This is a genomic window from Tenacibaculum larymnensis (assembly GCF_028829235.1).
GTDB lineage: Bacteria > Bacteroidota > Bacteroidia > Flavobacteriales > Flavobacteriaceae > Polaribacter > Polaribacter larymnensis.
This window is the reverse complement of sequence record NZ_JAIWJY010000001.1, coordinates 176,366-200,605: the sequence shown is the minus strand read 5'-3', so window position 1 is coordinate 200,605 and position 24,240 is coordinate 176,366. Positions and strand designations below refer to the sequence as shown.

Below are 24,240 nucleotides of genomic sequence, written 5' to 3'. Positions count from 1 at the left end.
TGTAAACTATGAGAAACTTTACGACACAATATGAAATAGCAAAGCAGAATGCAAATGAGTTTATGAGAAAAGGTCAAATAACTCAATATTTTGAGGCATTGTTAGAAATGAATAAATACAAGAGATTAATGGTAGCGGTAGTTGCCAACTAAACATATTTTTTTCAATGGGGATTGATTAATTAAAAATCCCAAGCATCGTAATTGAGGCTTGGGATTTTTTTATTTTTATATTGAAAATTGATTAATCAATCATGTCAAAACCACAATAAGGAACTAATACTTCAGGAATTTTAATTCCATTCTCAGTTTGGTAGTTTTCTAAAATACCAGCCAACACACGAGGTAAGGCTAAAGAACTTCCGTTTAAAGTGTGTACTAATTGACTTTTACCTTCTTTATTTTTAAAACGTAACTTCAAACGATTTGCTTGAAAAGTTTCAAAGTTTGAAGCAGAACTAATTTCTAACCAACGTTCTTGAGCTGTAGAATATAATTCAAAGTCAAATGTAAGGGCAGAAGTAAAGCCTGTATCTCCACCACAAAGACGTAAAATACGGTATGGTAATTTTAACTCACGTAAAATTTCTTTGATATGTTCAACCATTCCATTTAAAGCATTGTATGAATTGTCAGGGTGTTCAACACGAACAATCTCAACTTTATCAAATTGGTGTAAACGATTTAATCCACGAACATGAGCTCCGTAACTTCCAGCTTCACGACGGAAACAAGGAGTATAGCCTGTAACTGCAATAGGTAAATCAGCTTCTTTTACTAAATCACCTCTAAACATATTAGTTACTGGAACTTCAGCGGTAGGGATTAAGTATAAGTTATCTCCAGTTACATGATACATTTGTCCTTCTTTGTCAGGTAATTGACCTGTACCAAAACCTGAAGCTTCATTTACTAAATGAGGAACTTGTACTTCGTTATATCCAGCTGCTGTGTTTTTATCTAAGAAGTAATTAATTAAAGCACGTTGTAAACGAGCTCCTTTTCCTTTATACACAGGAAAACCAGCACCTGTAATTTTGGCACCTAAATCAAAATCAATAATATCATACTTCTTCGCTAATTCCCAGTGAGGTAATGCTTTTTCTCCTAAATCTGGAATAATTCCTTCTTTAAAAATCTCTTCGTTATCTTCTTCATTTTTTCCTGCTTTTACAGAAGGATGAGGAATATTAGGAATTTGGTACAACAATTCGTTTAACTTATCAGCAGCAGAGTTTAATTCTTCTGTTAATTGTTTAGATTGCTCTTTTAACTCACCTGTTTTTGCTTTAAGTTTATTTGCTTCTTCAACTTTTCCAGATTTAAAAAGCCCTCCAATTTCTTTGGATATTTTGTTCGATTCAGCTAAAACATTATCTAAAGAAACTTGTGTAGCTCTACGCGTTTCATCAGCAGTTAATACTTCTTCAATAATTGTTTCGGCATCAGCAAAATTACGTTTTGCTAATCCGTCTAAAACAGTTTGTTTGTTTTCTCTAATAAACTGAACCTGTAACATCTTTTTAATTTTTTAAGAAAAGCAAAGATAAAAGAAGCTATAGACTTAAGCAATGTGTTTTGTGTACTAAATTTCTTCAAGCATCATAAAGAAGTCTGATAAAGTAATATTGAAATAATCACATATTTTCTGAAGAGTAGTAATAGTGACATTTGTTTTTCCTTGTTCTATTCTTGCCAAATGTATTCCAGTATCAATATAAAACTCATTTGAAGTAATATGATACTCTTCTCTTAAAGTTTTTACGCAAAGGGCTACCTTTTTTAAGGTTATCTCATTTTTTGACAGCATTATTCTTTTTCGATACAAAATCTTAAAAACATATGAAATACATAATGACATACTTGTCATTATGTAGGTTTTAAAAAAATTAACTTTGTATGCAGTTACGTCAATAATACTAATTCTAAAGCTATTTGAAACCGGGGGGCTTTGAGTATGATATAAGGTTAGAGCTTGGCGTAACTTTTTAAAAAGAGTATTGAATTTTGCTTGTCTTTTTTTAATTGAGAAATTAAGCCAGAAACAGAATCGAACTTTTGTTCGTCTCTTAAATAGTAAAGTAGCTCAATAGTTAGCTCTTTACCATATAAATTTTGGTTAAAATTGAAATAATGTACTTCAATTGTTTGATGTTCTCCATCAACCGTTGGTCGATTTCCAATATTCATCATTCCATAAATAGTAGTGTTATTAATAGTAGACTTTACTATATAAACACCTGTTTTTGGAATCAACTTGTAGTCTTCAGGCACATCAATATTTGCTGTAGGAAAACCTATTTTTCCACCTAGTTGTTTTCCGTTTACAACTTTTCCTGTAAGTGAAAAGTTATATCCTAAGTAATTGTTAGCAGTTTTTAAATGCCCATTAGCTAGAGCTTTTCTAATTTTGGTAGAACTAACTGATACTTCATCAATATCTTGAGCAGGAATTTCTTCAACAGTAAAATCATATAAGTGAGAATACTCAGTCAATTGTTCAATATTACCTTCTCTATTTTTTCCAAAATGATGATCGTAACCAATAATCAATTTAGAAATGTTTAATTGATTAACTAAAATATCACGAACAAAATCTAAAGCGGTTAATCTTGAAAACTCTCTACTAAAAGGATGAATGATTAAATAATCTAATCCTAATTTTTCTAAGTGTTGAGCTCTTTCATCAATAGTGTTTATTAGCTTAATAGAAACATCTTTTTGCAATACCATTCTTGGGTGAGGGAAAAATGTTAGCAATACCGATTTTTTATTACTAGCATTTGCTTCACTAACTAGTTTCTCAATAATTTTTTGATGACCAATATGAACTCCATCAAAAGTACCAATTGTTACCATTGTTTTTTGAGAAGGGGTAAGATCAAAAATAGAATGTATAATTTCCAAGACTACTAATAAGTTTAGGCAAAAATACAATTTGTATAAGATGATAAATAATAAATTAATAAATAAAATCTAAAATTAGTTTTTGGTAAGTTTTTATCTTTATAATTACTATAATTACAAAAAAAGAGGGTAAATATTTCGCAAATGAAAAAAAATTGTATTTTGCACTACAGTTAACAAATTATTTTACATTATGATGAAAAAACTATTACTTGTTGCATTTGTGCTATTTGGTACAGCAATGATGGTTGCTCAAACTACCATTACAGGTACGGTTAATGATGCTTCGCTTGGTGGACCATTGCCAGGAGCAAACATTAAAGTTTCGAGAAAAGCAGTAGGAACGTCTACTGATTTTGATGGTAAGTTTACAATGACGGTAACAGATATCCCTCCGTTTACCATTGAAATTTCTTCTTTAGGGTATCAAACAAAAACAGTTGAAATAACAAAAAACAACCAAGTTGTTGAGGTTAGCTTAACAGAAAATGCAACATCTTTAGATGAGGTAGTTGTATCGGCTTCGAGAACTCCAGAACGTGTTATGGAATCACCTGTAACAATTGAACGTTTTGATATAAGAGAAATTAAAAACACATCGGCTCCATCTTTTTATGATGGGTTGGAGAATTTAAAAGGAGTTGATATTAATACAAGTAGTTTAACATTTAAGTCTGTTAACACTCGTGGTTTTGCTGCATTTGCTAATGAGCGTTTTGTTCAATTAGTAGACGGTATGGATAATTCTTCTCCAGCATTAAACTTTGCATTGGGAAACTTATTAGGATTATCTGAATTAGATGTGAAGAGTGTAGAGATTTTACCAGGAGCGTCATCTGCATTATATGGAGCAAACGCATTTAATGGTATTATGTTAATGCGTAGTAAAAATCCTTTTAACGAGCAAGGAATTAGTGCAGTAGTTAAAAGTGGTTTAACCAGCCAAGAGGCAGCAGGAGATAATAAGTTTTACGATTTTAGTATGCGTATGGCTCATACGTTTAACAACTATTTTGCAGCAAAAGCAACTTTATCTTATTTAAAAGGAGAAGAGTGGCATGCAACAGATTATAGAAATACATCAGGAGTTGGAGGTACATACAAAGCAGGTTTTAGAAGAGAAGGAGATGCAGACTCTGCTATTGATTATGATGGTGTAAATGTTTACGGAGATGAAGTAGGGACAAATATAAGAACAGCTTCAGGTTTAGGAATTATTCCAGATGTGAGAGTTACAAGAACAGGATACAATGAGGTTGATTTAATGAGCAATGAGGCTAAAAGTATGAAGTTTGGAGGATCATTACATTTCCGTCCTTTAGGAAATGATCGTGTTGAAATTATTTGGAATTCTAAATTCGGTAGAGGAAATACTATTTATCAAGGACAAAACAGGTACAACATTGCTAACTTTTTTATGGAACAACATAAGTTAGAGGTTAGAGGTAAAAACTTCTTTGTAAGAGGATATTACACAGGTGAAGATGCAGGAGATTCTTACGATACTCGTTTTACAGCAATTAACTTGAACAGACAATGGAAATCTGATAAAGATTGGTTTGGAGATTATATCCAAACGTATGCAGGTATTATGTTAGCAGGTAACCCACAAGGATTATCTGAAAAACAAATGCATCAAGCAGCAAGAGAAGCAGCAGATACAGGGCGTCTTATTCCAGGAACACCAGAGTTTAAAGCAGCTTTTAACAAAGTTACTAGTGATCCAGATTTAAGAACAGGGTCTAAATTTAAAGACAATACACAATTGTATCATGTAGATGGTAACTTAAACTTACGTGATTATATCGACTGGGCAGAAGTACAAGTTGGAGGTTCTTACAGACAATACAGTTTAAATTCATTTGGAACAATTTATACTGATGATAACGGACCAATTGATTATGATGAGTTTGGTGTATATACACAAATTCAAAAGAAAATGATGGATGATCGCTTAAAGTTAACTGCATCTGCACGTTATGATAAAGCAATGAATTTTGATGGAAATGTTTCACCTCGTTTATCGTTAGCGTATGCGGCAGGAGAAATGAAAAACCATAACTTCAGAGCTTCTTTCCAAACAGGTTTCCGTAATCCAACAACACAAGATCAATACATTGGTTTAGATACAGGTGGAGGAACTTTAATAGGTACTGCTGAAGATAACTTAGATAGATTTACTTCTGCACCGATAGATTTAAGTCCAACAGGAGCAGCAATTTTAGGTTCACCTACAACAACATATACAGGTAGAGATGCATATACTAATGCTTTTTCTGCAAAATCAATTGATGAAGGAACATATCAAAAGTCAAATTTTGATTTAGTAAAACCTGAAAAAGTAACATCTTTTGAAGTTGGGTATCGTGGAGCAATCTCAACAGGAGAAAGTAAATTAGGTGTTGACTTAAGTGCTTATTATAACGATTATAATGATTTTATTTCTGTTAAAAACATAGCAGTTCCTTTTTACGGAAAAGTAGGAAGTACAGAGCCAAGTGGTATTCCAAATGTAACTAAAGGAGAATTAGCTTTATTAGCTTTACAAAATGGAGATTATGCAGGTGTAGGTTTTAGAACAAACTCTACTGCAGATATTAGTTCATACGGTTTAGGTTTAGGTTTAAGCACAAAAGTTAAAGGATTTGACCTAGGATTAAACTATACATGGTCTAAGCTTGATTTTGACCAAGCTTCAGATCCAGATTTTGAAGCAGGGTTTAACACGCCAGAGCATAAAATTAAATTACAATTTGGACACACAAATTTATTTGAAAACTTTGGATTCAATGTTAACTTACGTTGGCAAGATGAATTTTATTGGGAGTCTTCTTTCTTAGAAGGAACAATTGAAGATAGAACAGTTCTTGATGCTCAAGTTAACTACTCTATTCCATCAATAAAATCAATATTCAAAGTAGGAGGTTCTAACTTAACAGGACAAGAATACTTAAGTGCTCCAGGTGTAGGAGCTGTTGGTTCTCAATACTACATTTCATGGACTATCAACAACTAAAAAAAGAAACAATGAAAAACACAATAAAATATACTTTTTTATCTGCGTTATTTTTAGGTTTTGCTGCCTGTGATGTAGATAATACCTTACCAGAAATTAAAGCAGAAGCAGAAGTAGAAAATAATATAGCTCTAAGTGCGGGAAGTGTAGATTTTTCTAAGTATATCGCAGTAGGAGGTTCTTTTACAGCAGGATATACTGACGGGGCATTATTTAGAGCTGGTCAAGGAAATTCTTTTCCAAATATTTTAGCAAGCAAATTTGCTATGGTAGGAGGTGGAGATTTTAACCAACCTTTAATGGAAGATAATATTGGAGGAATGATTCACCCAGTAACAGGTGATGTTGTTTTAGATCCAAGATATTATTTTGATACATCAACAGGATTACCAACAGGGCTTGATAAAACACCAACAACTATAGCGGGTTATCCAGCAACAAATGCAGCAAGCTTTAGTAACTATGGAATTCCAGGAGTAAAAAGTTTTCACTTTTTAGCCCCAGGTTATGGTAATCCAGCAGGGTTACAGGCAGAGCCAGCTACAGCTAATCCTTATTTTGTTAGAATGAGTCCTACTCAATCTACTTTATTAGCTGAAATAGCATCTAAACAACCAACTTTTTTCACTTTATCTGAAATAGGAGGGAATGATGTGTTAGATTATGCTGTTGCAGGAGGTGCTGCTGGAGAAATCACTCCGCAATCAGTTTTCGAGCAAGTATTTGGCGCTATTATTAATACTTTAGCGCCAACTTCAGATGCTAAAGGAGTAGTAGCAAATTTACCTTATATTACAACTTTGCCACATTTTACTACTGTGCCTTATGCACCATTAGACCCAACTGCAGACACAGAAGCTGCTGCTGCTTTAGCTGCACAAATACCTACTCTTAATTTAGTTTACGGAGCCTTAAATCAGATTTTCACAAACCCTCAAATAAACCAACCTAACAGGGTAATTCAATTTTCTGCTACAAGTGCAAACCCTGTTGTTATTAAAGATGAAAATTTAGCTGACTTATCTGGAACAATTACTGCAATTTTAGGAGATCCACAAAATACAGCTTTTATTGGGTTTATTCAAACGTTAGGACTACCAGCAGAGTCTGCTCCTTTAGTAGCACAACTTTTGGGACAACAGTACGGACAAGCAAGGCAAGCTACTGCCAATGACTTATTAGTATTACCTAGTAGTGGAATCATAGGAACAGTGAATAAAGCTGCTGCTGCAGATTTGATAACTAAAAGTGGAGGGTTATTACCAGCTTCGTTAGCAGGACAGTTTTCAGCTGAAGGGGTAACATTACCTCTAGAAAATAAGTGGGTATTAACTCCAGAAGAACAAGCAGAAATTAAAACAGCTACGGATGGATACAATGCTACAATAAAAGCAATGGCGGAAGCAAAGGGATTGGCTTTTGTTGATTTGAAAGCTCTTTTAGAAAAAGCGTCAACTGCTAGCTTAGAGTTTGATAACTATAATATGAATGCCAGTTTAGTTACTGGAGGATTAGTTAGTTTAGATGGAATTCACTTAACAGCTAGAGGATATGCTTTAATGGCTAACCAAATGTTATTAGCTATTGATAAAACATATGGTTCTAATTTTAAAGATGCTAAAGATGGTTTAGCAAAAGCAGTAGATTACCCAACAAACTACTCACCTATGTTACAATAAAAAGAAATTGTATAAATGAAAAAGCTGAGGATTAATCCTCAGCTTTTTTTTTGTTCTTATCAGAATTAATGATATATTTTTTATACTTACCATCTTTATATCTATAGTAAATAAATAAAGGCATTAATATAAATGACATGTATAAAACACCTAGGCCCATTACTACTTGTGATTTAGGGTGCTCTGTGTTTAAAAGATAAGCTCCTGCTATCATCCAAAGTAAAAAGATGATGAATAATATTTTAAGTACAGTTTTCATCTGTTTTCTATTTTATCGGTTAGTTAAAACTCTTACTTGATATTAAGATTTGTATGTAAAGTTATTTACTATTGCAAAAATAAAAATCCTAAACAGTTACGTTTAGGATTCTTGCTTTATTTTGTCGTTTTAAGATTTATGCTTCCATTTTTTGTAACCAAGAGCGTACATCTACCTCTTGTTTAATAATGTTGCTTAATTCTTCTATTTTAACACGTTTTTGTTCCATAGTGTCTCTATGACGAATGGTAACAGTATTGTCTTCTAAAGTATCATGGTCTACTGTAATACAGAAAGGTGTACCAACAGCATCTTGACGACGATATCTTCTTCCAACAGCATCTTTTTCATCATAAACAACATTGAAATCCCATTTTAAATCGTCAACAATTTTACGAGCAATTTCTGGTAAACCGTCTTTTTTAACCAACGGTAAAATAGCTGCTTTGGTAGGTGCTAAAACTGCAGGTAATTTTAAAACTGTTCTTGTTGAACCATTTTCTAGCTCTTCTTCTTGTAAAGAGTTAGAGAAAACCGCTAAGAACATTCTGTCTAAACCAATTGAAGTTTCAATTACGTAAGGAACATAACTAGTATTGTCTTCGTGATCGAAGTACTGTAGTTTTTTTCCAGAGAATTTTTCATGCTGACTTAAGTCAAAATCAGTACGAGAATGAATTCCTTCTAATTCTTTGAATCCAAAAGGAAAATTAAATTCAATATCAGCAGCAGCATCAGCGTAATGAGCTAATTTATCATGATCGTGGAAACGGTAGTTTTCTTCTCCCATTCCTAACGACATATGCCACTTTAAGCGAGTTTCTTTCCACTTCTCATACCATTCTTTTTGAGTGCCTGGTTTTACAAAAAATTGCATTTCCATTTGCTCAAACTCTCGTTGTCTAAATATAAATTGACGCGCAACTATTTCATTACGAAAAGCTTTACCAGTTTGTGCAATTCCAAAAGGAATTTTCATACGTCCAGTTTTTTGTACGTTTAAGAAGTTTACAAAAATACCTTGTGCTGTTTCAGGTCGTAAATATACTTTTGTTGAACTGTCAGCAGAAGCTCCAAGTTGCGTTCCAAACATTAGGTTAAACTGCTTAACTTCTGTCCAGTTTTTTGAACCAGAAACAGGACATGTTATACCTAAGTCTATAATTAAATTTCTAAACCCTTCTAAATCGTTTTCCTCCTGAACTCTAGTTAGTTCAACTGTTATTTCGTCAATTTGTTTTTGACGTCTTAAAACGTTAGGATTTGTACTTCTAAATTCATCTTCATTAAAAGCATCACCAAAACGCTTTTTTGCTTTGGTTATATCTTTTTGAATTTTTTCGTTGATTTTTTCTCTGTAATCTTCAACTAAAACATCAGCTCTATAACGTTTTTTAGAGTCTTTGTTGTCAATTAAAGGATCGTTGAAAGCATCAACGTGGCCTGAGGCTTTCCAAGTAGTTGGGTGCATTAGTATTGCTGCATCAATACCTACAATGTTTTCGTGCATTTGCACCATTGCTTTCCACCAATAATCACGAATATTTTTCTTTAATTCTACTCCGTTTTGAGCATAATCATACACCGCGCTTAAACCATCATAAATTTCAGATGATTGGAACACATAACCGTATTCTTTTGCGTGCGATAATACTTTTTTAAATCGATCTTCTTGTTTTGCCATGTTGCAAAAATAAATTAATTAAACTAAATAGTTATTCTCAAAAACATACATTTGTAAAAAAAAGCTAATTAATAAAATTCTTTAAAAATCTATGAAAAAAAACTACATCATTTCTTTAGTTTTTGCTTTAGTTTTTGCAACATTAAATTGTCAAGTAAAAAAGGTTAATGCTCCTAGCTGGGTAACTTTTACCGAATATGAAATCAATCCAAAAATCAATTCAGAGGAAGTTAATCAAGGTAGTTTGATATTGTTGTATGATCAGCAGATTGATTTTGATAGTCAGGAAGATTACTTTAAAAAAGTGACAAAAATCACTGAAAATGTTGGAGTACAATCTTCGTCTACAATTAATGTGGAGTACGATCCTAATTATCAAATATTGCTTTTTCATTCTTTATTTGTAATTAGAGATGGAAAGAGAATAGATAAATTGAAGTTTTCTGAGTTTAATTTATTGAGGAGAGAACTTAATGCTGAAAACTATATTTATGATGGTTCTATTACTGCAATGACTAATATTAGTGATGTAAGGGTAGGAGATATTATTGAGTATAGCTATACTATAAAAGGGTTTAATCCTATCCATAATGGTAAATATGCATCAACTTTCAACCTTGAAACTTCAGCTCCTTTAGGAATGTTGTTTTTAAAGTTTCAATCGACAAAACCACTGCACACCAAGTTCTTTAATACAGACATTAAATTAATTTCAGAAAAAAAGAATGGAAAAAACATTTACACTATAAATAGGAAAGATATAAAACCTCTTGAGTACGAAGATAATATCCCTTCATGGCATATAACTTCGGCAATTATAAATATTAGTAATTATGGTAGGAACTGGAAAGAAATTGTAGACTGGGGTATTAATGTTTTTACTTATAGAAATAAACTTTCAAGAGAACTTAAAAAAAAGGTTGCTGAAATTCGGCAAAATAATAAGACAGAAGGAGAAAGAATAAAAGCAACGTTAAATTTTGTTCAAAATGAGGTAAGATATTTAGGTTTAGAAAACGGTATTGGAGCCTATAAACCTTTTTCTCCTAATAAGGTTTTTAAGCAACGTTTTGGAGATTGTAAAGATAAAAGTTTGTTACTTGTTACAATGCTTAACAAAATGGATATTGAAGCTTATCCAATGCTGGTTAATACCTATTTAAAAAGTACAATAAATGATTTATTGCCATCGGCGTATTTTTTTGATCATTGTGTTGTGAAAACTGTTGATAGTAATAAGAATGAGTTTTATTACGATCCTACTATAACAAATCAAGGGGGAGAATATAATAACACTCCGTTTCCTGATTACAGATATGGTTTGGTATTAAAAAAAGGAAATACTGAACTAGATGAGATAGTTCCTGTTAATAATAATTTAGTTGAAATAACCGACAAATATGTTTTAAATAAAGAAACAAAAGGAGCTAGTTTAACTATAACATCGGTTTACCATAGTTCTGAAGCAGATGTGATTAGAGAGTATTATAAAAATAACAGTATTTCTTCAGTAAAAAAGGAATATGAAAACTTTTATTCTAATTATCACCCTACTATACGTAGTCAGCAAAACCCTGAGTTTATTGATAATTTGAAAGAGAACAAATTAACAGTAATAGAGTCGTACCAAATTGATAGTATTTGGAAACCTTCTGTTTTTAACGATAAACAAGGTATTGTAGAGTTTTATCCATATTCAATTACTAACATACTTAGTATGCCTAGTAAAAATGAAAGAGAAACACCTTTTTATTTAAGTTATCCTGTTGAAAGAAATCATAAAACGATTGTACAGTTACCAGGAAATTGGAATGTAGATCAAACCAGTTTTTCACTAAATAATGACAACTTTTTTTATGATATGAATGTTTATTATAATAACAAAAGTAACATAGTTACAATCGACCATGTATATAAAAGTCAAAAAGATCATGTAAGTGTAGATGAATTTAAGTCTTTTTACTCGGACTTAAAAAAGGTAGACAATAATATTGGTTATAGTATTATGAAATACCATGATAATCTGAGCGGAGGTAATTGGCATAAGGTTTTAGGTCCTATTATTTTTATCGCTTTATTAATTTTTTATTCATGGTTAGCTTTAAAGATATATGGATATGATCCTGAGCCAGTGATAGAGTCTTATTTTGAAAAAAACAAACAAATTGGAGGGTGGTTAGTATTAATAGCTATTGGGTTGTGCTTTTCTCCTTTGAGAATTATTTCTAATTTAATTTCTAATGATGTTTATATAACGGGAGAATGGATTTTATTATCTATGAATTCAAACTTTATGATTGGAGTTTTGTTGTTTGTTGAGGTTTTGTTTAATTCTTTTATTCTTATTTTCCTTCCCTTAGCTATCGTTTTATTTTTTAAGAAAAGAAGTAGTTTTCCAAGAGTATATTCTATTTTTTTAATTGGAAATTTTGTTTTTATGTTAGTAGACTATGTATTAGCTAATAGTCTTTCAAATGAAAATATAATTGATTCCAATACAACTAATGCATTATTAAGAATGTTTATATCAACATCATTAATAGTTCCTTATTTGTTAATCTCAGAGCGTTCAAAAGAAACTTTTGTTGTAAGATTACATAAAAAAAGCGATGTTTAAACATCGCTTTTTTTATTTTTTATCAATTCTTATCTTAGTTTTATTATTGTGTTTCCAGAGTAAACACCATCAACAAAAGCGCTAATTACATATTTTCCTTTTTTAATATCGTCTCTGTTTACTAATACTAAAGACACAAGGCTTAAACGATTGTTACTGTAGTTAACCTCAAGAGAGTCTGTATATTGAACTTTTTGTCCATTTTTTAGGTCAGTTTTCCCTTTTGGAGCAACTACATTTTTATTTTCATCAGCAATTTGAATATATACGCGTTTTTCACCTGCCGTAGTTATTGGGTTTTCTAACAAATCAAAATTTATTCTAAAAGCATCAGTTCTGCTAGATCTACTTGTAGATGTTAACTTTCCGCTGCTACGTTCTTTCATAGCAACTGCTTTTACGGGGCTTGTTTTAATAATTCCACCAATAGCAACTTTAGCTTCTAATTCTTTGTTCTTTTCAGTTAATGTTTCATTTACACTATCTTTTTGCTGTAAAATTTCATTAGCTATAACATTTTCTTGAGTTAAAGCATCATTAGCACTATTTAAAGAGTCTATTTGAATAAAAAGCTTTTTGTTTTCACGCTCTAAACTAGCAATTCTACTTCTGTATTTTCTTATAAGTCCAAAATTGTCAGATTTTAAGAGTTTGATAGAGTCTCTTAAGTTTTTCATTTTTATTAGCTCTACTTCTAATCTGTCAGCTAAACGTTTTTTTCCAACAACAACATCGGTGTAGTCTTTAATCATTTCGTCGAGATCTTGCTGTAATTCAGCTTTTTCTTCTAAGAAGATGTTTTGAAGGTTTTTGTTTTCATTTGACTTTTGAAAAGAGTAATAAAAAAGGAAAAGAGATAAGATAATTAATACTAAAATTAAAACATTCTTGGTTTTTGGTTGATTCATGGTTTAGGGGGATTGATTTATATTAAGTTTTATTAATTTAAGGGGGTTATTTTAGTGCTAGGGATTTATTACCGGCCTGAATACCGTTTACAAATGTATTAATATGATAGATTCCAGCACCAATTTCGCCATCTACATTAACAAAAGAAATCATAGATAACTGTTTGTTATTATATTCGGCAGTTAAAATATCACTACACCATATTTTTTTATTGTTCTGCAAACTTACTTCTTTAAATGGGGTAATAACTTTTTTATTTGTATCCATTACTTGAATATAAACTTTTTTAGGACCAGGGGAGGCCACTTTGTTTTCTAGTAAATCGAATTCTATTTTAAATGCATTTACCTTATTAGATCTTGTTGTTGAGGTAAATTTCCCATTTCTTTTCTTTTTCATAGCCTCTGCCTTTATGGTAGATATTTCAATAACTTCAGCAGTGGCTATTTTTTTCTTTAAGTCTTGCTTTTCTTTACTTAAAAAACGGTTTATGCTAGTAAGTTTAGCATTTTGTTTTTCTTTTACTAATAAAGCTTCTTGAACACTATCGTTTTTTGTAATTAATTCGTTGTTAATTGTATTAAGATGATTTAATTGAGTGAAAAGTTTTTCGTTTTCTTCAATAAGTATTCCTGTTCTTTTTCTGTAGTATCTAATAAACTTATAATCTACTTCCTTTAAGTTTTTAACAGAATCTCTAAGTTGGATTACTTTATGAATCTCATCTTTTAGTTTTAATGAATATTCACTTTTCTTATAATTTGTTTCTTCATAATCTTCAATAATATTTGTTAACTCGTTTTCTAACTCCTTTTTTTCAAGCTCAAAAACAGCTTTAAGCTCAGAGTAATCTCTAGCATTTTCGTAGGATAAAAATCCAATAACAAGTATTAGTAAAATTAAAAAGGCAATGAAGCCGTTGTTTTTTATTTTTGAGGCAGGCATCATTTAAGGGGTTATAATGAGGGTTATGCTCCGTGCTAATATACTATTTATTTTTTAACACATTTGTAAATAAAAGCAGGAGGAAAATTTAGAGGCTCAAAGCTTAAATCGATAGCATTACCAAATACTTCTTTTAGTTTTTTGTAGTAAGTTAAACTATATTGATATTGAATAAAAAGCCCAGTGGTAGTCAAAAAACTATAGCTTTTTGTTAAGATAGAGTGTGATATTTCTTTAGGAATTATAGTTAAGGGCAAGCTAGAAACTATATAGTCTGCCTTTGAATATCCTAACTTTTCTATTTCAAACTTTATGTTTTCAGCAGAGGCTTTTAAAACAACCAATTGTGGATGTTTTATTTTTTTTAGCTCTTTGTAAAAAGCATCATTTATTTCAAAACATATTAATATAGTGTTGGGGTGAAGCTTCTTTAAAATATACTGTGTAATGGCTCCATTTCCAGGTCCTAGTTCTACAATGACTTCAGCAGTTTTAAAATCAATTTCTTTTAGCATCTTATTTGCTAAGTATCTAGAGCTAGGTACTACAGTACCAGATGTTTTGTAGTTTTTTACGGCTTCTTTGAAAAAATTAAACTTTTTACTCAAAATATAACTTTTGTTGTTTTTTGTATCTTTCTGTTAAAAAAGGCTTGTAAAGATGCAATTTTTAAAAGAGATATTCTATTTATTCTATCCCAATTTATGTGCTAACTGTGAAAAGACGTTGTTACAAAATGAAACATTCGTATGTACTATTTGTATAAACGACTTACCAATTATAGACGATAATAAGCATACAAATGTTACATTAATGTCAAGTTTTTATGGAAAAGTGCCAGTACAAGCTGTACGTTCTTTTCTTTTTTATAGAAAGAAAGGAGTAACCCAAAAACTTATTCATCAGTTAAAATATAAAAACCAACCAGAAATAGGAATATTTATAGCAGACTGGTTTGGGGAAAAATTAAAGAAATCAAATATTTTTGTGGATGTAGATTACATTATTCCTGTGCCACTACATTCAAAAAAGTTTAAAAAGAGAGGGTATAATCAAGTAACTATGTTTGGTGAACGATTGAGCGATATTTTGAATATTGAGTATAAATCAGATATTCTAATTAGAACTTCTAAAAACAAAACACAAACTCTAAAACAACGATTCGAACGATTTTCTAATAATAAAACAAAGTTTAAACTTGTTGATACTGCTTTTTTTGAAAACAAGCACGTCTTGCTTATTGATGATGTTATTACTACAGGAGCAACATTAGAAGCATGTGCAAACGAACTTTTAAAAACGCAAAACATAACTATAAGTGTAGCGACAATGGCTTATACACAAAAAGACTAATACCATTCCATCTTAATTTACTACTTTTGAAAATGGATTTTAAACCATTAATTTGTGAAAAATAAACACTTTATTTTAGTAACTCTTTTCGCTTTTTTAATAAGTAGTTGTGCACGTAAGGGACGACCAGAAGGCGGTCCAAAAGATGAAACTGCACCAATAATGGTTACTGCAAATCCTCCTTATGAAACTATTCATTTTGATGATGATAACATTCGTATTTATTTTGATGAATATATTGTTTTAAAAGACTTACAAAAACAATTGGTAGTTTCTCCGCCAATGAAAAATCCACCATTAATTACACCTCAAGGAACACCAAGCAAGTATATAAATATTAAAATATTAGACACATTACAACCGAACACTACTTATACCTTTAATTTTGGAAACGCAGTTCAAGATAACAATGAAAACAATAAGTTAGAGAGTTTTAAATACGTGTTTTCAACGGGAGATTATATTGATTCTTTGAGAATTAAAGGTGCGGTAGCTGATGCTTTTGATAAGAAAGAGGTGAAAGAAGTAAGTGTTTTGTTGTATAAGCTTGATAGTACATACAACGATTCTATTATTTTCAAACAAAAGCCAAATTATGTAACAAGTACATTAGATTCTACAAATTTTGAGTTTAGTAATTTACGTGAAGGAAAATATTTAATGTTAGCGTTAAAAGAACCATCAAACGATTATATTTTTAATAGTAGAACAGATAAAATTGGGTTTGTAGTAGATACAATTACGTTACCTCAAGATACTTTAATAAGTAAGCCTGTCCGTTTCTTTAAAGAAATTCAGACATATGAGTTTAAAAGAGGAAAAGAGGTAACGAAAGGGAAAATTCAGTTTGGTTTTGAAGGTAGGCAGAAAAATATGAATATTGAATTGTTGTCAGAGGTTCCACAAGATTTTAAGTCGTTTACTCAGTTTGAAAAAGATAAAGACACTCTAAATTATTGGTACACGCCTATAGAAAGAGATTCATTGAATTTTATAGTGAATAATGAGAATTTTAAAGATACTGTTACAGTGTTTTTAAGAAAAAAGAAAATCGATTCTTTATCTGTGTCATCTAGTGTAAGTGGAAACCTGAATTTAAAAGATACAATGTTTATCAAAACAAACAACCCAATTGTTTCTTTTGATAAATCTAAATTCTCATTAATTGATAAAGATACTGTTGATGTACCTTTTGAATTGAAAAAAAAATCAATTAATAAGATAGCAGTATTGTTTGAAAAGAAACCCAAATACGGTTATATTTTTAAAGGGTTACCAGAAGGGATAACTGATATTTATGAAACTACAAACGATACGTTAGATTATAAGTTTTCGACACGAACAGTAGAAGATTATGGAAGTATTGTATTAGATGTTAAAAAAGAAACAGAATCTCCGGTTATTATTGAACTATTAAGCCAAGATAAGGTATTAGAAAAAAGATATATTACTTCGTCTAAAAAAATAGAATTTACACTATTAGAACCTAAAGAATATAGTGTTAGAGCGATAGTTGATGAAAATAACAACCGTATGTGGGATACTGGAGATTTCTTATTAAGAAAACAACCAGAGAAAATCATCTATTATGGAACAATATTTAAATTAAGGGCTAACTGGGTGGTAGAAAATGAAACATTTGTAATTAAGTAGATAATATCATCTTGAAAGAATAAAGAAACCGAATACAGAAACTAATTGCTTCTCTATTCGGTTTCTTGTTACATTATACTTTATTGTTTTTACAACAATTCTTCACAATAAAAACCATGATGTTGTATTGCTTTTAAAACGTCATCAGCTTTAACCATTTGAGTCTCTACTCGAAGGATATTATCACAATCTTCTAAGTCAAAATTCCAGCGGTCATTTTTGGTAATCAAACGATTTAAAGTAGGTTGAACAATTTTAATTTCTTTGTTTTTTGTAACTGATGTTTTAAATACCAAAACTGTTTTCATTTTAGGTGCTTTTTATTAACGTTCATAAAAATATGGAGGTTCAATACCTAAAGCACGTAAATAAACATACGCTTGTCCTCGATGATGGATTTCATTATCAATAAAATAGAATATTGATGACCAAACCGTACCTTCAAATTGACCAAAAATTTTAATGTTTTGTTGAAACTGCTCTGGTTTAATTTGTGCCCAATAGGTGTTTATTTCATCAGTAGCTTTATCCCAAAGTTCAAGAATTTTTGCTTTTTTGTTACCGTGGTCAACCTTTTCAATTAATTCCTGAATTTCTCCTGTAGCAATTTCTTTAATACCTGGAGCTGCTATACCTAAAAGCTCCATTACCATATCAGCAAAAGTACGCATCCCGCCTATAGAATAATTAAAGAAGGCTTCTTCAGGAAAAGCTTCAATAGTTCTTCGGGTTAAACCTCTGTGCCCTTGCCAATGAGTTAATAAATCAGATGGTGTAATTACTTGTTCTAATAATGTGCTTGTTGTTGATTCCATAATTGTAATTTTTATTATTTGAAACCAAAATTAATATGGGGTAGTGACAGCATTATGTCAGTAGGAAAAAATAAAGTTTAAAAATATCTATTGACAAGCAGTTGTCACTTACTGTATGTTTATTTGTGTATCATGAGAAGTAGAGTTATTATGTTGAAGCTAAAATTTAAAAAATACTTCAGCCTGAAATCCTATCTTTGGGAAATATGTTATAGCATTATGAGTTTAGACACGGTAAAACGGTTTGATAGAATTGTAGCCATCCTTATTCAGTTACAATCCAAACGTATTGTAAAAGCACAAGAATTAGCTGATAGATTTCAAGTAAGTTTACGTACTATTTATCGTGATATACGAACACTTGAAGCTTCGGGAGTACCCATTATAAGTGAGGCAGGAGTTGGTTATTCTATTATGGAAGGATACCGTTTGCCTCCTGTTATGTTTACTAGAGAAGAAGTAGGAAGTTTTGTGGCTGCCGAAAAACTAATGCAGAAGTTTGTAGACAAATCATTAGGAAACTACTATGAGTCTGCTATGATGAAGTTAAAATCAGTGTTGCGTGGTCGTGAAAAAGATTGGATTTCTGCCTTAGAATCACAAATATTGGTGGATCCTACAAATAAATTGTTTAATGATAGTCTGCCAAATGCACTTGAAACCTTGTTTGAAAGCATTGCTGAAAAAAGACAGGTATTTTTAAAATATCAAGCATTAAATAGAGAAGCACCTTCTGAACGTTTTGTGGAACCTGTGGGTATTTATCACGAATCAGGATTTTGGTATGTATTAGCTTTTTGCCATTTAAGAAGTGACTACAGGCAATTTAGAACCGATAGAATGTTAGCTATAAAATCAACTCAACATAGTTTTACTAGAGAACACATTACGTTAGATGAATACCGTAGTCAATATGAAAAAACACCAAAAACAAAAGTTATTATTTCTGTTGATAAAAGTGTGGTACGGTATATAAGCAATAGTAAAATGCAACATGGTTTTGTCTCTGAAAAAGTGAAAGGAAACCAAGTAGAAATGACATTTATGACTTCCTATGTTGAACACGGCTTTTCCAGATGGTATATTGTGTTTTCTGACTATGCTAAAATTATTGAACCTGAAAGTTTAAAACTTCAGGTAAAAGAGATTTTAGAGAAAGCAATTACTAAACTTTAATGCGCTTCTAACCAATTAGTTCCTGTATCTATTTCAACATCTAACGGAACACTCATTTTAAAAGCGTTTTCCATTTCTTGCTTAATAATAGGTTTAATGATGTCTACTTCATCTTTATGTGCATCAAATACCAATTCATCGTGTACCTGTAATAACATTTTCGACTTAAAATTTTCTTGCTCAAATCGCTTGTAAATGTTAATCATGGCAAGTTTAATGATATCGGCAGCAGAACCTTGAATAGGCGCGTTTACGGCATTTCTTTCCGCAGCACCACGAACAATAGCGTTACGAGAATTAATGTCTTTTAAATAACGACGACGATGTAATACAGTTTCTACATATCCGTGTTCACGAGCAAAATCTACTTGTTTAGAAATATAATTTCTTAGTTTCGGATAGGTTGCATAATAGGTGTCAATTAATTCTTTTGATTCTTTACGAGATAAATCGGTTTGATTACTTAATCCGAAGGCAGAAACCCCATAAATAATTCCAAAGTTTACCGTTTTAGCATTGCTACGTTGCTCACGAGTTACCTCTTCAATAGGAACGTTGAATACTTTTGCAGCAGTAGAAGCGTGAATATCTTCACCATCTTTAAATGCCTTAATCATGGTTTCTTCTTCACTTAAAGCAGCAATGATTCGTAATTCTATCTGACTGTAATCTGCTGCTAACAACACATAATTTTCATCTCTTGGAATAAATGCTTTACGCACTTCCTGTCCGCGCTTAGTACGAATAGGAATGTTCTGCAAGTTCGGGTTGTTAGAACTTAAACGCCCAGTAGCAGCAACAGCTTGAGCATATACAGTGTGTATTCTTCCTGTTTTTGGATTGATTTCGTTAGGAAGCGCATCAACATAGGTACTTTGTAATTTTTTATACTGACGATATTTTAAAATATCTGCAACAATTTGGTGGTCTTTAGCTAAGTAAGAAAGCACATCTTCCGCAGTAGAATATTGCCCCGTTTTGGTTTTCTTAGGTTTGTCAACCAACTTTAACTTGTCAAATAGAATAGGTCCTAATTGCTTTGGTGATGCAATATTAAATTCTTCACCAGCTTGTTCGTATATATTTTGTTCAAGTTGAGAAATATCTTTAGATAATGCTTCAGAAAGAGTTTTTAAGAAGTCGACATCTAAATTAATACCTTCAATTTCCATAGCTGTTAATACAGAAACTAACGGAGTTTCTACTTCGTTAAATAACTTGGTAACATTACCACTTTCTAGTTCTTTAGAAAAGTGCTCTTTTAATTGATAAGTAATATCAGCATCTTCAACAGCATATTCAGTTTGTTTAGGTAGTTCAACTTGTCGCATTGAAAGTTGATTTTTACCTTTTTTACCAATCAACTCTGTAATAGGTTGTGGTTGATAGTTTAAGTATGTTTCTGCAAGTACATCCATATTATGACGCATATCTGGATTGATAAGGTAATGCGCAATCATGGTGTCAAACAATTTACCTTGTACAGGCATGTTGTAGTTTGACAGTACTTTAATGTCGTATTTTAAATTATGACCAATTTTTTCAATAGTTTCGGCTTCAAAAAATGATCGAAACTCTTCTAGAATAGTCTTTGTTTCTTTTTGGTTTTCAGAAAAAGGAACATAATAGCCTTTGCCAGCCTCCCAAGAAAATGCAATTCCAACAAGCTCAACTTCTAAGGCTTTTAATCCTGTAGTTTCAGTATCAAAACAAACAGAGTTTTGTTGCATTAATTTCTCTAACAATAATTTTCTTGAAAGAGGTGTATCTACTAATTGATAGAAGTGATTAGTATTTTCAATGGTTTTAAACCCGTTGATATTTGTGTCTTTAGAGGCACTTCCACTACCAGGAGCAGCAAATAAATCAAACTGTCCAGCTGCACTAGCCTTTGTTGCTTTTGGTTTTTCAGTCGTGGTAGTACTTTCTTCAGTAGGAGCAAATGTTTTTAAGAAGTTTTCTGTTAAACGACGGAACTCTAGCTCCGTAAAAATTTCTTTGGTAGCTTCTATATTAGGTTGTTCAAAAACTAATTTATCCAACTCTAATTCAACAGGAACATCTAGCATAATAGTAGCTAGCTTTTTAGAAAGTAGACCTAATTCTTGATTAGCTTCTACCTTTTCTTTCATTTTTCCTTTTAGCTCATGTATATTTTCAAATAAGCCTTCCATACTTCCGTAAGCAGCAATGAATTTTTTGGCTGTTTTTTCACCAACACCAGGTAAACCAGGAATATTATCAACAGCATCACCCATCATTCCTAAAAAATCAATTACTTGCAATGGGTCTTCAACACCAAACTTTGTTTTAACTTCTTCAACACCCCATTTTTCGTAACCATTTCCCATACGAGGCGGACGGTACATAAAAATATGTTCAGAAACTAGTTGAGCAAAATCTTTATCAGGTGTTACCATATAGGTGTGAAGACCTTCTTTTTCGGCTTTTTTAGCAAGTGTTCCTATAATATCATCAGCTTCATACCCTTCTTTTACAATGGCAGGAATGTTCATGGCTTCTAATATTTTTTCAATATAGGGCACAGCTAAACGAATGGCTTCAGGTGTTTCTTGTCGGTTTGCTTTGTAATCTTCAAAAGCTTCAACACGATCTACACTTCCGCCTCTGTCAAAACATACTGCTAGGTAATCAGGCTTTTCACGCTTTATTACATCTAGTAAAGAGTTAGTAAACCCCATAATTGCAGAAGTGTCTAATCCTTTAGAGTTGATACGTGGATTTTTAATAAAGGCATAATATCCTCTAAAAATTAAAGCGTATGCGTCGAGTAAAAAAAGTCGTTTATGATCTGCCATGTTTTGTCTTAAGCCTATTGAAATAAAATGTTGATACCGATTTGTTTACAGAAAAAAGTAGAAAACTATAGTTTCTTTGAACTTTGGAGGTAAAGCTACAAAACTTTAACAAGATGTTAAAAATCAATTTTAAGAATCGCTGTATCTTTGTTTCTCCTTAAAAATGAAATAGATGTCTCGTTGGTTAGTAACAGTTATTATAATATCAGCAATAATTATTGTGTTTGAAGCATATGCTTTTCAGGCAATAAAAACACTTACTAAAAGTAAGATTATTCGTTATGGGTGGTTGTTTATTGGACTGCTAGCTTATGCAAACTTTTTTTATGTGATATTTACTTCTGATAGAAGTTCTGGTCAAACAAGAGAGTTTCAATGGGCAATGGGGATGCTTTTACTTGTTTTAATTCCTAAAGTGGTAGTTTTTATATTAATGTTTGGAGAAGATGTGGTGAGATGGATTCAAAAGGGAATTTCTTTTTTATCTAAAGGAGAAACTAAAGATTTGAATGGAAGAAGAGCTTTTATATCGAAAATAGCCTTAGGATTGGCAGCTTTACCATTTGCAAGTTTGTTGTATGGTATGGTTAGAGGAAAGTATAATTACAAGGTGTTAAAATATCAATTAAGTTTTAAAGATTTACCAGAAGCTTTTGATGGTTTTACTATATCTCATATAACTGATATTCACTCAGGAAGTTTTGATAATAAAGAGAAGATTAAATATGGAGTAGATTTGATTAATGAGCAACAATCAGATATGATTTTATTTACAGGCGATATCGTAAATAATTTTGCTCATGAAATGGATGATTGGGTACCAATGTTTTCGGAACTAAAAGCTCCTATGGGAAAATACTCTATTCTTGGAAATCACGATTATGGAGATTATTCTGATTGGAAAACACCAGAAGATAAAAAAGCAAATTTTCAAGCGGTAAAAGATATTCATCCAAAAATAGGGTTTGAGCTATTGTTGAATGAAAATAGGTATATAGAAAGAAATGGAGAGAGAATTGCTTTAGTTGGTGTAGAAAATTGGGGAAAAGGACGTTTTAGCAAAGCAGGAGACCTTAAAAAAGCATCAGAAGGGGTAAGTAAAGAAGATTTTAAAATTTTACTGTCTCATGATCCTAGTCATTGGGAACATAAGGTAAAGCAAGATGACTTTAATTACCATTTAACCTTGAGCGGTCATACCCATGGTTTACAGTTTGGTATTGAAATTCCTGGTTGGATTAAGTGGAGCCCTTCTAAATATGTATATAAACAGTGGGCAGGATTGTATAAAGAGTTTGATAGATATATTAACGTAAATAGAGGTTTTGGGTATCATGCTTTCCCAGGTAGAGTAGGAATTTGGCCAGAAATTACTGTAATTGAGTTAAAAAAAGCTTGATTTTCAGTATTTTTAAGATTTTCATAATAATTACCTAACAAAAAATTAGTAATTTTAGGCTCTTTAGTGATTAAACGTATGCAAAAGATGACAAAGTTTGGTGAAATTATAAGCATTAACAAACCTGTGTTAATCGATTTTTATGCAGATTGGAGTGAACTAGAACCTAGTTTAGATACACTTCGTGATGTAGCTGCTGCATTAGGTGATAAAGCCAAAGTAATTAAAATAGACATTAAAAAGAATGAAATTCTTGCCGATGCCTTACGAGTTAAAGGGAATCCTACTTTTATGATTTATAAAAACGGTGAGATGAAATGGCGTCAAACAGGAGAGCAAGATGCTAATACGTTAATAGGATTGGTTCAGCAGTTTGTTTAAGTTATTGCTTTAAAGTCATACCCTTTTTGCGAAAATTCTTTTAAAACTTTTGGAAGCGCATAATACAATTTGTCGCTAGCTTTTATACTATCGTGAAAAACGATGATACTTCCGTTTTGTGCATTTTCAAGTACGTTTTGCAAACATTTTTCCTTTGTGACGCTCGAATCAAAATCTGCGGATAATACGTCCCACATAATAATTTTATAGCCACTAGCAAGAAGTTGTTTAGCTTGTTTTCTTTTTATTTTTCCATACGGAGGACGAAATAATTTTGTTTTTTGATTAGGTAATAAGCCTTCACATTTACTAGTATTTTCAATATAAGTCGTATAGCTACTTTTCCAGCCGTTTAAGTGATTAAAAGTATGGTTTCCTACCGAATGTCCTTCTTTAACAATTCTTGAGAAAACAACAGGGTGTTTTCGAATATTATCACCAATACAAAAAAAGGTAGCTTTTGCATTAAAATTATGTAGTTGGTCTAATACAAATTCAGTAACCTCAGGAATAGGTCCATCATCAAAAGTGAGATAGATTTCTTTCTTATTGGTAAAAAAAGACCACGTATACTTAGCAAATAAACGTTTAAGTATACGTGGTGTCTTTATAAAATATAACCTCATTAA

General features: G+C 31.5%; 21 protein-coding genes. 9 read left to right on the top strand and 12 right to left on the bottom strand.

Annotated elements, in window-relative coordinates:
• The first annotated feature begins 8 nt into the window (after positions 1 to 8).
• A complete protein-coding gene (locus tag LCI24_RS00965) occupies positions 9 to 152 on the top strand; it encodes a hypothetical protein (RefSeq protein ID WP_176550555.1) in 144 nt (47 codons plus the stop codon).
• 91 nt (positions 153 to 243) lie between these two features.
• On the opposite strand, the gene serS is transcribed toward LCI24_RS00965, so the two are convergent.
• From serS to LCI24_RS00950, 3 genes are all read right to left on the bottom strand, one after another.
• Entirely contained in the window at positions 244 to 1,518 is a 1,275-nt protein-coding gene (gene serS, locus LCI24_RS00960; protein WP_124588046.1) for a serine--tRNA ligase, read from the bottom strand.
• Between the two features lie 66 nt (positions 1,519 to 1,584).
• Positions 1,585 to 1,809, bottom strand: a complete 225-nt coding sequence (locus LCI24_RS00955; protein WP_274638744.1) for a helix-turn-helix domain-containing protein — start codon at positions 1,807 to 1,809, stop codon at positions 1,585 to 1,587.
• Positions 1,810 to 1,967: 158 nt separating this feature from the next.
• The gene (locus LCI24_RS00950) at positions 1,968 to 2,906 is read right to left on the bottom strand and encodes a bifunctional riboflavin kinase/FAD synthetase (RefSeq protein ID WP_274638743.1); all 939 of its coding nucleotides are present in this window, start codon (positions 2,904 to 2,906) and stop codon (positions 1,968 to 1,970) included.
• Positions 2,907 to 3,099: 193 nt separating this feature from the next.
• Here LCI24_RS00950 and LCI24_RS00945 point away from each other — a divergent pair, with 193 nt between their 5' ends.
• A complete protein-coding gene (locus LCI24_RS00945; RefSeq protein ID WP_274638742.1) occupies positions 3,100 to 5,922 on the top strand; it encodes a TonB-dependent receptor in 2,823 nt (940 codons plus the stop codon).
• A gap of 11 nt (positions 5,923 to 5,933) precedes the next feature.
• Positions 5,934 to 7,601, top strand: coding sequence for an SGNH/GDSL hydrolase family protein (locus LCI24_RS00940; RefSeq protein ID WP_274638741.1), 1,668 nt, complete (start codon positions 5,934 to 5,936; stop codon positions 7,599 to 7,601).
• A gap of 31 nt (positions 7,602 to 7,632) precedes the next feature.
• Here LCI24_RS00940 and LCI24_RS00935 read toward each other — a convergent pair whose 3' ends face one another.
• Positions 7,633 to 7,860, bottom strand: a complete 228-nt coding sequence (locus LCI24_RS00935) for a hypothetical protein (RefSeq protein ID WP_274638740.1) — start codon at positions 7,858 to 7,860, stop codon at positions 7,633 to 7,635.
• Between the two features lie 136 nt (positions 7,861 to 7,996).
• A complete protein-coding gene (locus tag LCI24_RS00930) occupies positions 7,997 to 9,544 on the bottom strand; it encodes a glycine--tRNA ligase (RefSeq protein ID WP_274638739.1) in 1,548 nt (515 codons plus the stop codon).
• Between the two features lie 91 nt (positions 9,545 to 9,635).
• On the opposite strand from LCI24_RS00930, the gene LCI24_RS00925 reads away from it, so the two are divergent.
• Positions 9,636 to 12,161 (top strand): DUF3857 domain-containing protein, encoded by a 2,526-nt coding sequence (locus tag LCI24_RS00925; protein ID WP_274638738.1) that lies wholly within the window; start codon positions 9,636 to 9,638, stop codon positions 12,159 to 12,161.
• Between the two features lie 29 nt (positions 12,162 to 12,190).
• On the opposite strand, the gene LCI24_RS00920 is transcribed toward LCI24_RS00925, so the two are convergent.
• The 3 genes from LCI24_RS00920 to LCI24_RS00910 are packed head-to-tail and all read right to left on the bottom strand — an operon-like array spanning position 12,191 to position 14,623.
• Positions 12,191 to 13,069, bottom strand: coding sequence for a hypothetical protein (locus LCI24_RS00920; RefSeq protein ID WP_099215046.1), 879 nt, complete (start codon positions 13,067 to 13,069; stop codon positions 12,191 to 12,193).
• A 46-nt stretch (positions 13,070 to 13,115) separates the two neighbouring features.
• The gene (locus LCI24_RS00915; RefSeq protein ID WP_274638737.1) at positions 13,116 to 14,015 is read right to left on the bottom strand and encodes a hypothetical protein; all 900 of its coding nucleotides are present in this window, start codon (positions 14,013 to 14,015) and stop codon (positions 13,116 to 13,118) included.
• A gap of 47 nt (positions 14,016 to 14,062) precedes the next feature.
• A complete protein-coding gene (locus tag LCI24_RS00910; RefSeq protein ID WP_274638736.1) occupies positions 14,063 to 14,623 on the bottom strand; it encodes a class I SAM-dependent methyltransferase in 561 nt (186 codons plus the stop codon).
• Between the two features lie 52 nt (positions 14,624 to 14,675).
• Between LCI24_RS00910 and LCI24_RS00905 the strand changes: the two genes are divergently transcribed.
• Positions 14,676 to 15,368 (top strand): ComF family protein, encoded by a 693-nt coding sequence (locus LCI24_RS00905; protein ID WP_274638735.1) that lies wholly within the window; start codon positions 14,676 to 14,678, stop codon positions 15,366 to 15,368.
• A gap of 54 nt (positions 15,369 to 15,422) precedes the next feature.
• Entirely contained in the window at positions 15,423 to 17,021 is a 1,599-nt protein-coding gene (locus LCI24_RS00900) for an Ig-like domain-containing domain (protein ID WP_274638734.1), read from the top strand.
• An 89-nt stretch (positions 17,022 to 17,110) separates the two neighbouring features.
• Here the strand turns inward: LCI24_RS00900 and LCI24_RS00895 are convergent, their stop codons facing one another.
• The gene (locus LCI24_RS00895; protein WP_099215051.1) at positions 17,111 to 17,329 is read right to left on the bottom strand and encodes a hypothetical protein; all 219 of its coding nucleotides are present in this window, start codon (positions 17,327 to 17,329) and stop codon (positions 17,111 to 17,113) included.
• A gap of 15 nt (positions 17,330 to 17,344) precedes the next feature.
• Positions 17,345 to 17,836: a DinB family protein gene (locus tag LCI24_RS00890; RefSeq protein ID WP_274638733.1), complete on the bottom strand. Its 492-nt coding sequence runs from the start codon at positions 17,834 to 17,836 to the stop codon at positions 17,345 to 17,347.
• Between the two features lie 219 nt (positions 17,837 to 18,055).
• Here LCI24_RS00890 and LCI24_RS00885 point away from each other — a divergent pair, with 219 nt between their 5' ends.
• Entirely contained in the window at positions 18,056 to 19,012 is a 957-nt protein-coding gene (locus LCI24_RS00885) for a helix-turn-helix transcriptional regulator (RefSeq protein WP_274638732.1), read from the top strand.
• Here the strand turns inward: LCI24_RS00885 and polA are convergent.
• Complete coding sequence (gene polA / locus LCI24_RS00880; protein ID WP_274638731.1) at positions 19,009 to 21,831, bottom strand: DNA polymerase I; 2,823 nt, start codon at positions 21,829 to 21,831, stop codon at positions 19,009 to 19,011. The two genes, LCI24_RS00885 and polA, sit on opposite strands and share 4 nt — an antisense overlap.
• Positions 21,832 to 22,003: 172 nt before the next feature.
• On the opposite strand from polA, the gene LCI24_RS00875 reads away from it, so the two are divergent.
• Both LCI24_RS00875 and LCI24_RS00870 read left to right on the top strand, forming a co-directional pair.
• A complete protein-coding gene (locus LCI24_RS00875; protein ID WP_274638730.1) occupies positions 22,004 to 23,230 on the top strand; it encodes a metallophosphoesterase in 1,227 nt (408 codons plus the stop codon).
• Between the two features lie 87 nt (positions 23,231 to 23,317).
• Positions 23,318 to 23,611, top strand: a complete 294-nt coding sequence (locus LCI24_RS00870; RefSeq protein ID WP_099215056.1) for a thioredoxin family protein — start codon at positions 23,318 to 23,320, stop codon at positions 23,609 to 23,611.
• Here the strand turns inward: LCI24_RS00870 and LCI24_RS00865 are convergent.
• Complete coding sequence (locus LCI24_RS00865) at positions 23,608 to 24,237, bottom strand: polysaccharide deacetylase family protein (RefSeq protein ID WP_274638729.1); 630 nt, start codon at positions 24,235 to 24,237, stop codon at positions 23,608 to 23,610. The two genes, LCI24_RS00870 and LCI24_RS00865, sit on opposite strands and share 4 nt — an antisense overlap.
• Positions 24,238 to 24,240: the final 3 nt, after the last annotated feature.

Coding starts and splice junctions, on each gene's coding strand:
- LCI24_RS00965 (WP_176550555.1), top strand. CDS start 9: ATGAGAAACTTTACGACACAATATGAAATAGCAAAGCAGAATGCAAAT.
- serS (WP_124588046.1), bottom strand. CDS start 1,518: ATGTTACAGGTTCAGTTTATTAGAGAAAACAAACAAACTGTTTTAGAC.
- LCI24_RS00955 (WP_274638744.1), bottom strand. CDS start 1,809: ATGCTGTCAAAAAATGAGATAACCTTAAAAAAGGTAGCCCTTTGCGTA.
- LCI24_RS00945 (WP_274638742.1), top strand. CDS start 3,100: ATGATGAAAAAACTATTACTTGTTGCATTTGTGCTATTTGGTACAGCA.
- LCI24_RS00940 (WP_274638741.1), top strand. CDS start 5,934: ATGAAAAACACAATAAAATATACTTTTTTATCTGCGTTATTTTTAGGT.
- LCI24_RS00935 (WP_274638740.1), bottom strand. CDS start 7,860: ATGAAAACTGTACTTAAAATATTATTCATCATCTTTTTACTTTGGATG.
- LCI24_RS00930 (WP_274638739.1), bottom strand. CDS start 9,544: ATGGCAAAACAAGAAGATCGATTTAAAAAAGTATTATCGCACGCAAAA.
- LCI24_RS00925 (WP_274638738.1), top strand. CDS start 9,636: ATGAAAAAAAACTACATCATTTCTTTAGTTTTTGCTTTAGTTTTTGCA.
- LCI24_RS00920 (WP_099215046.1), bottom strand. CDS start 13,069: ATGAATCAACCAAAAACCAAGAATGTTTTAATTTTAGTATTAATTATC.
- LCI24_RS00915 (WP_274638737.1), bottom strand. CDS start 14,015: ATGCCTGCCTCAAAAATAAAAAACAACGGCTTCATTGCCTTTTTAATT.
- LCI24_RS00905 (WP_274638735.1), top strand. CDS start 14,676: ATGCAATTTTTAAAAGAGATATTCTATTTATTCTATCCCAATTTATGT.
- LCI24_RS00895 (WP_099215051.1), bottom strand. CDS start 17,329: ATGAAAACAGTTTTGGTATTTAAAACATCAGTTACAAAAAACAAAGAA.
- LCI24_RS00890 (WP_274638733.1), bottom strand. CDS start 17,836: ATGGAATCAACAACAAGCACATTATTAGAACAAGTAATTACACCATCT.
- LCI24_RS00885 (WP_274638732.1), top strand. CDS start 18,056: ATGAGTTTAGACACGGTAAAACGGTTTGATAGAATTGTAGCCATCCTT.
- polA (WP_274638731.1), bottom strand. CDS start 21,831: ATGGCAGATCATAAACGACTTTTTTTACTCGACGCATACGCTTTAATT.
- LCI24_RS00875 (WP_274638730.1), top strand. CDS start 22,004: ATGTCTCGTTGGTTAGTAACAGTTATTATAATATCAGCAATAATTATT.
- LCI24_RS00870 (WP_099215056.1), top strand. CDS start 23,318: ATGACAAAGTTTGGTGAAATTATAAGCATTAACAAACCTGTGTTAATC.
- LCI24_RS00865 (WP_274638729.1), bottom strand. CDS start 24,237: ATGAGGTTATATTTTATAAAGACACCACGTATACTTAAACGTTTATTT.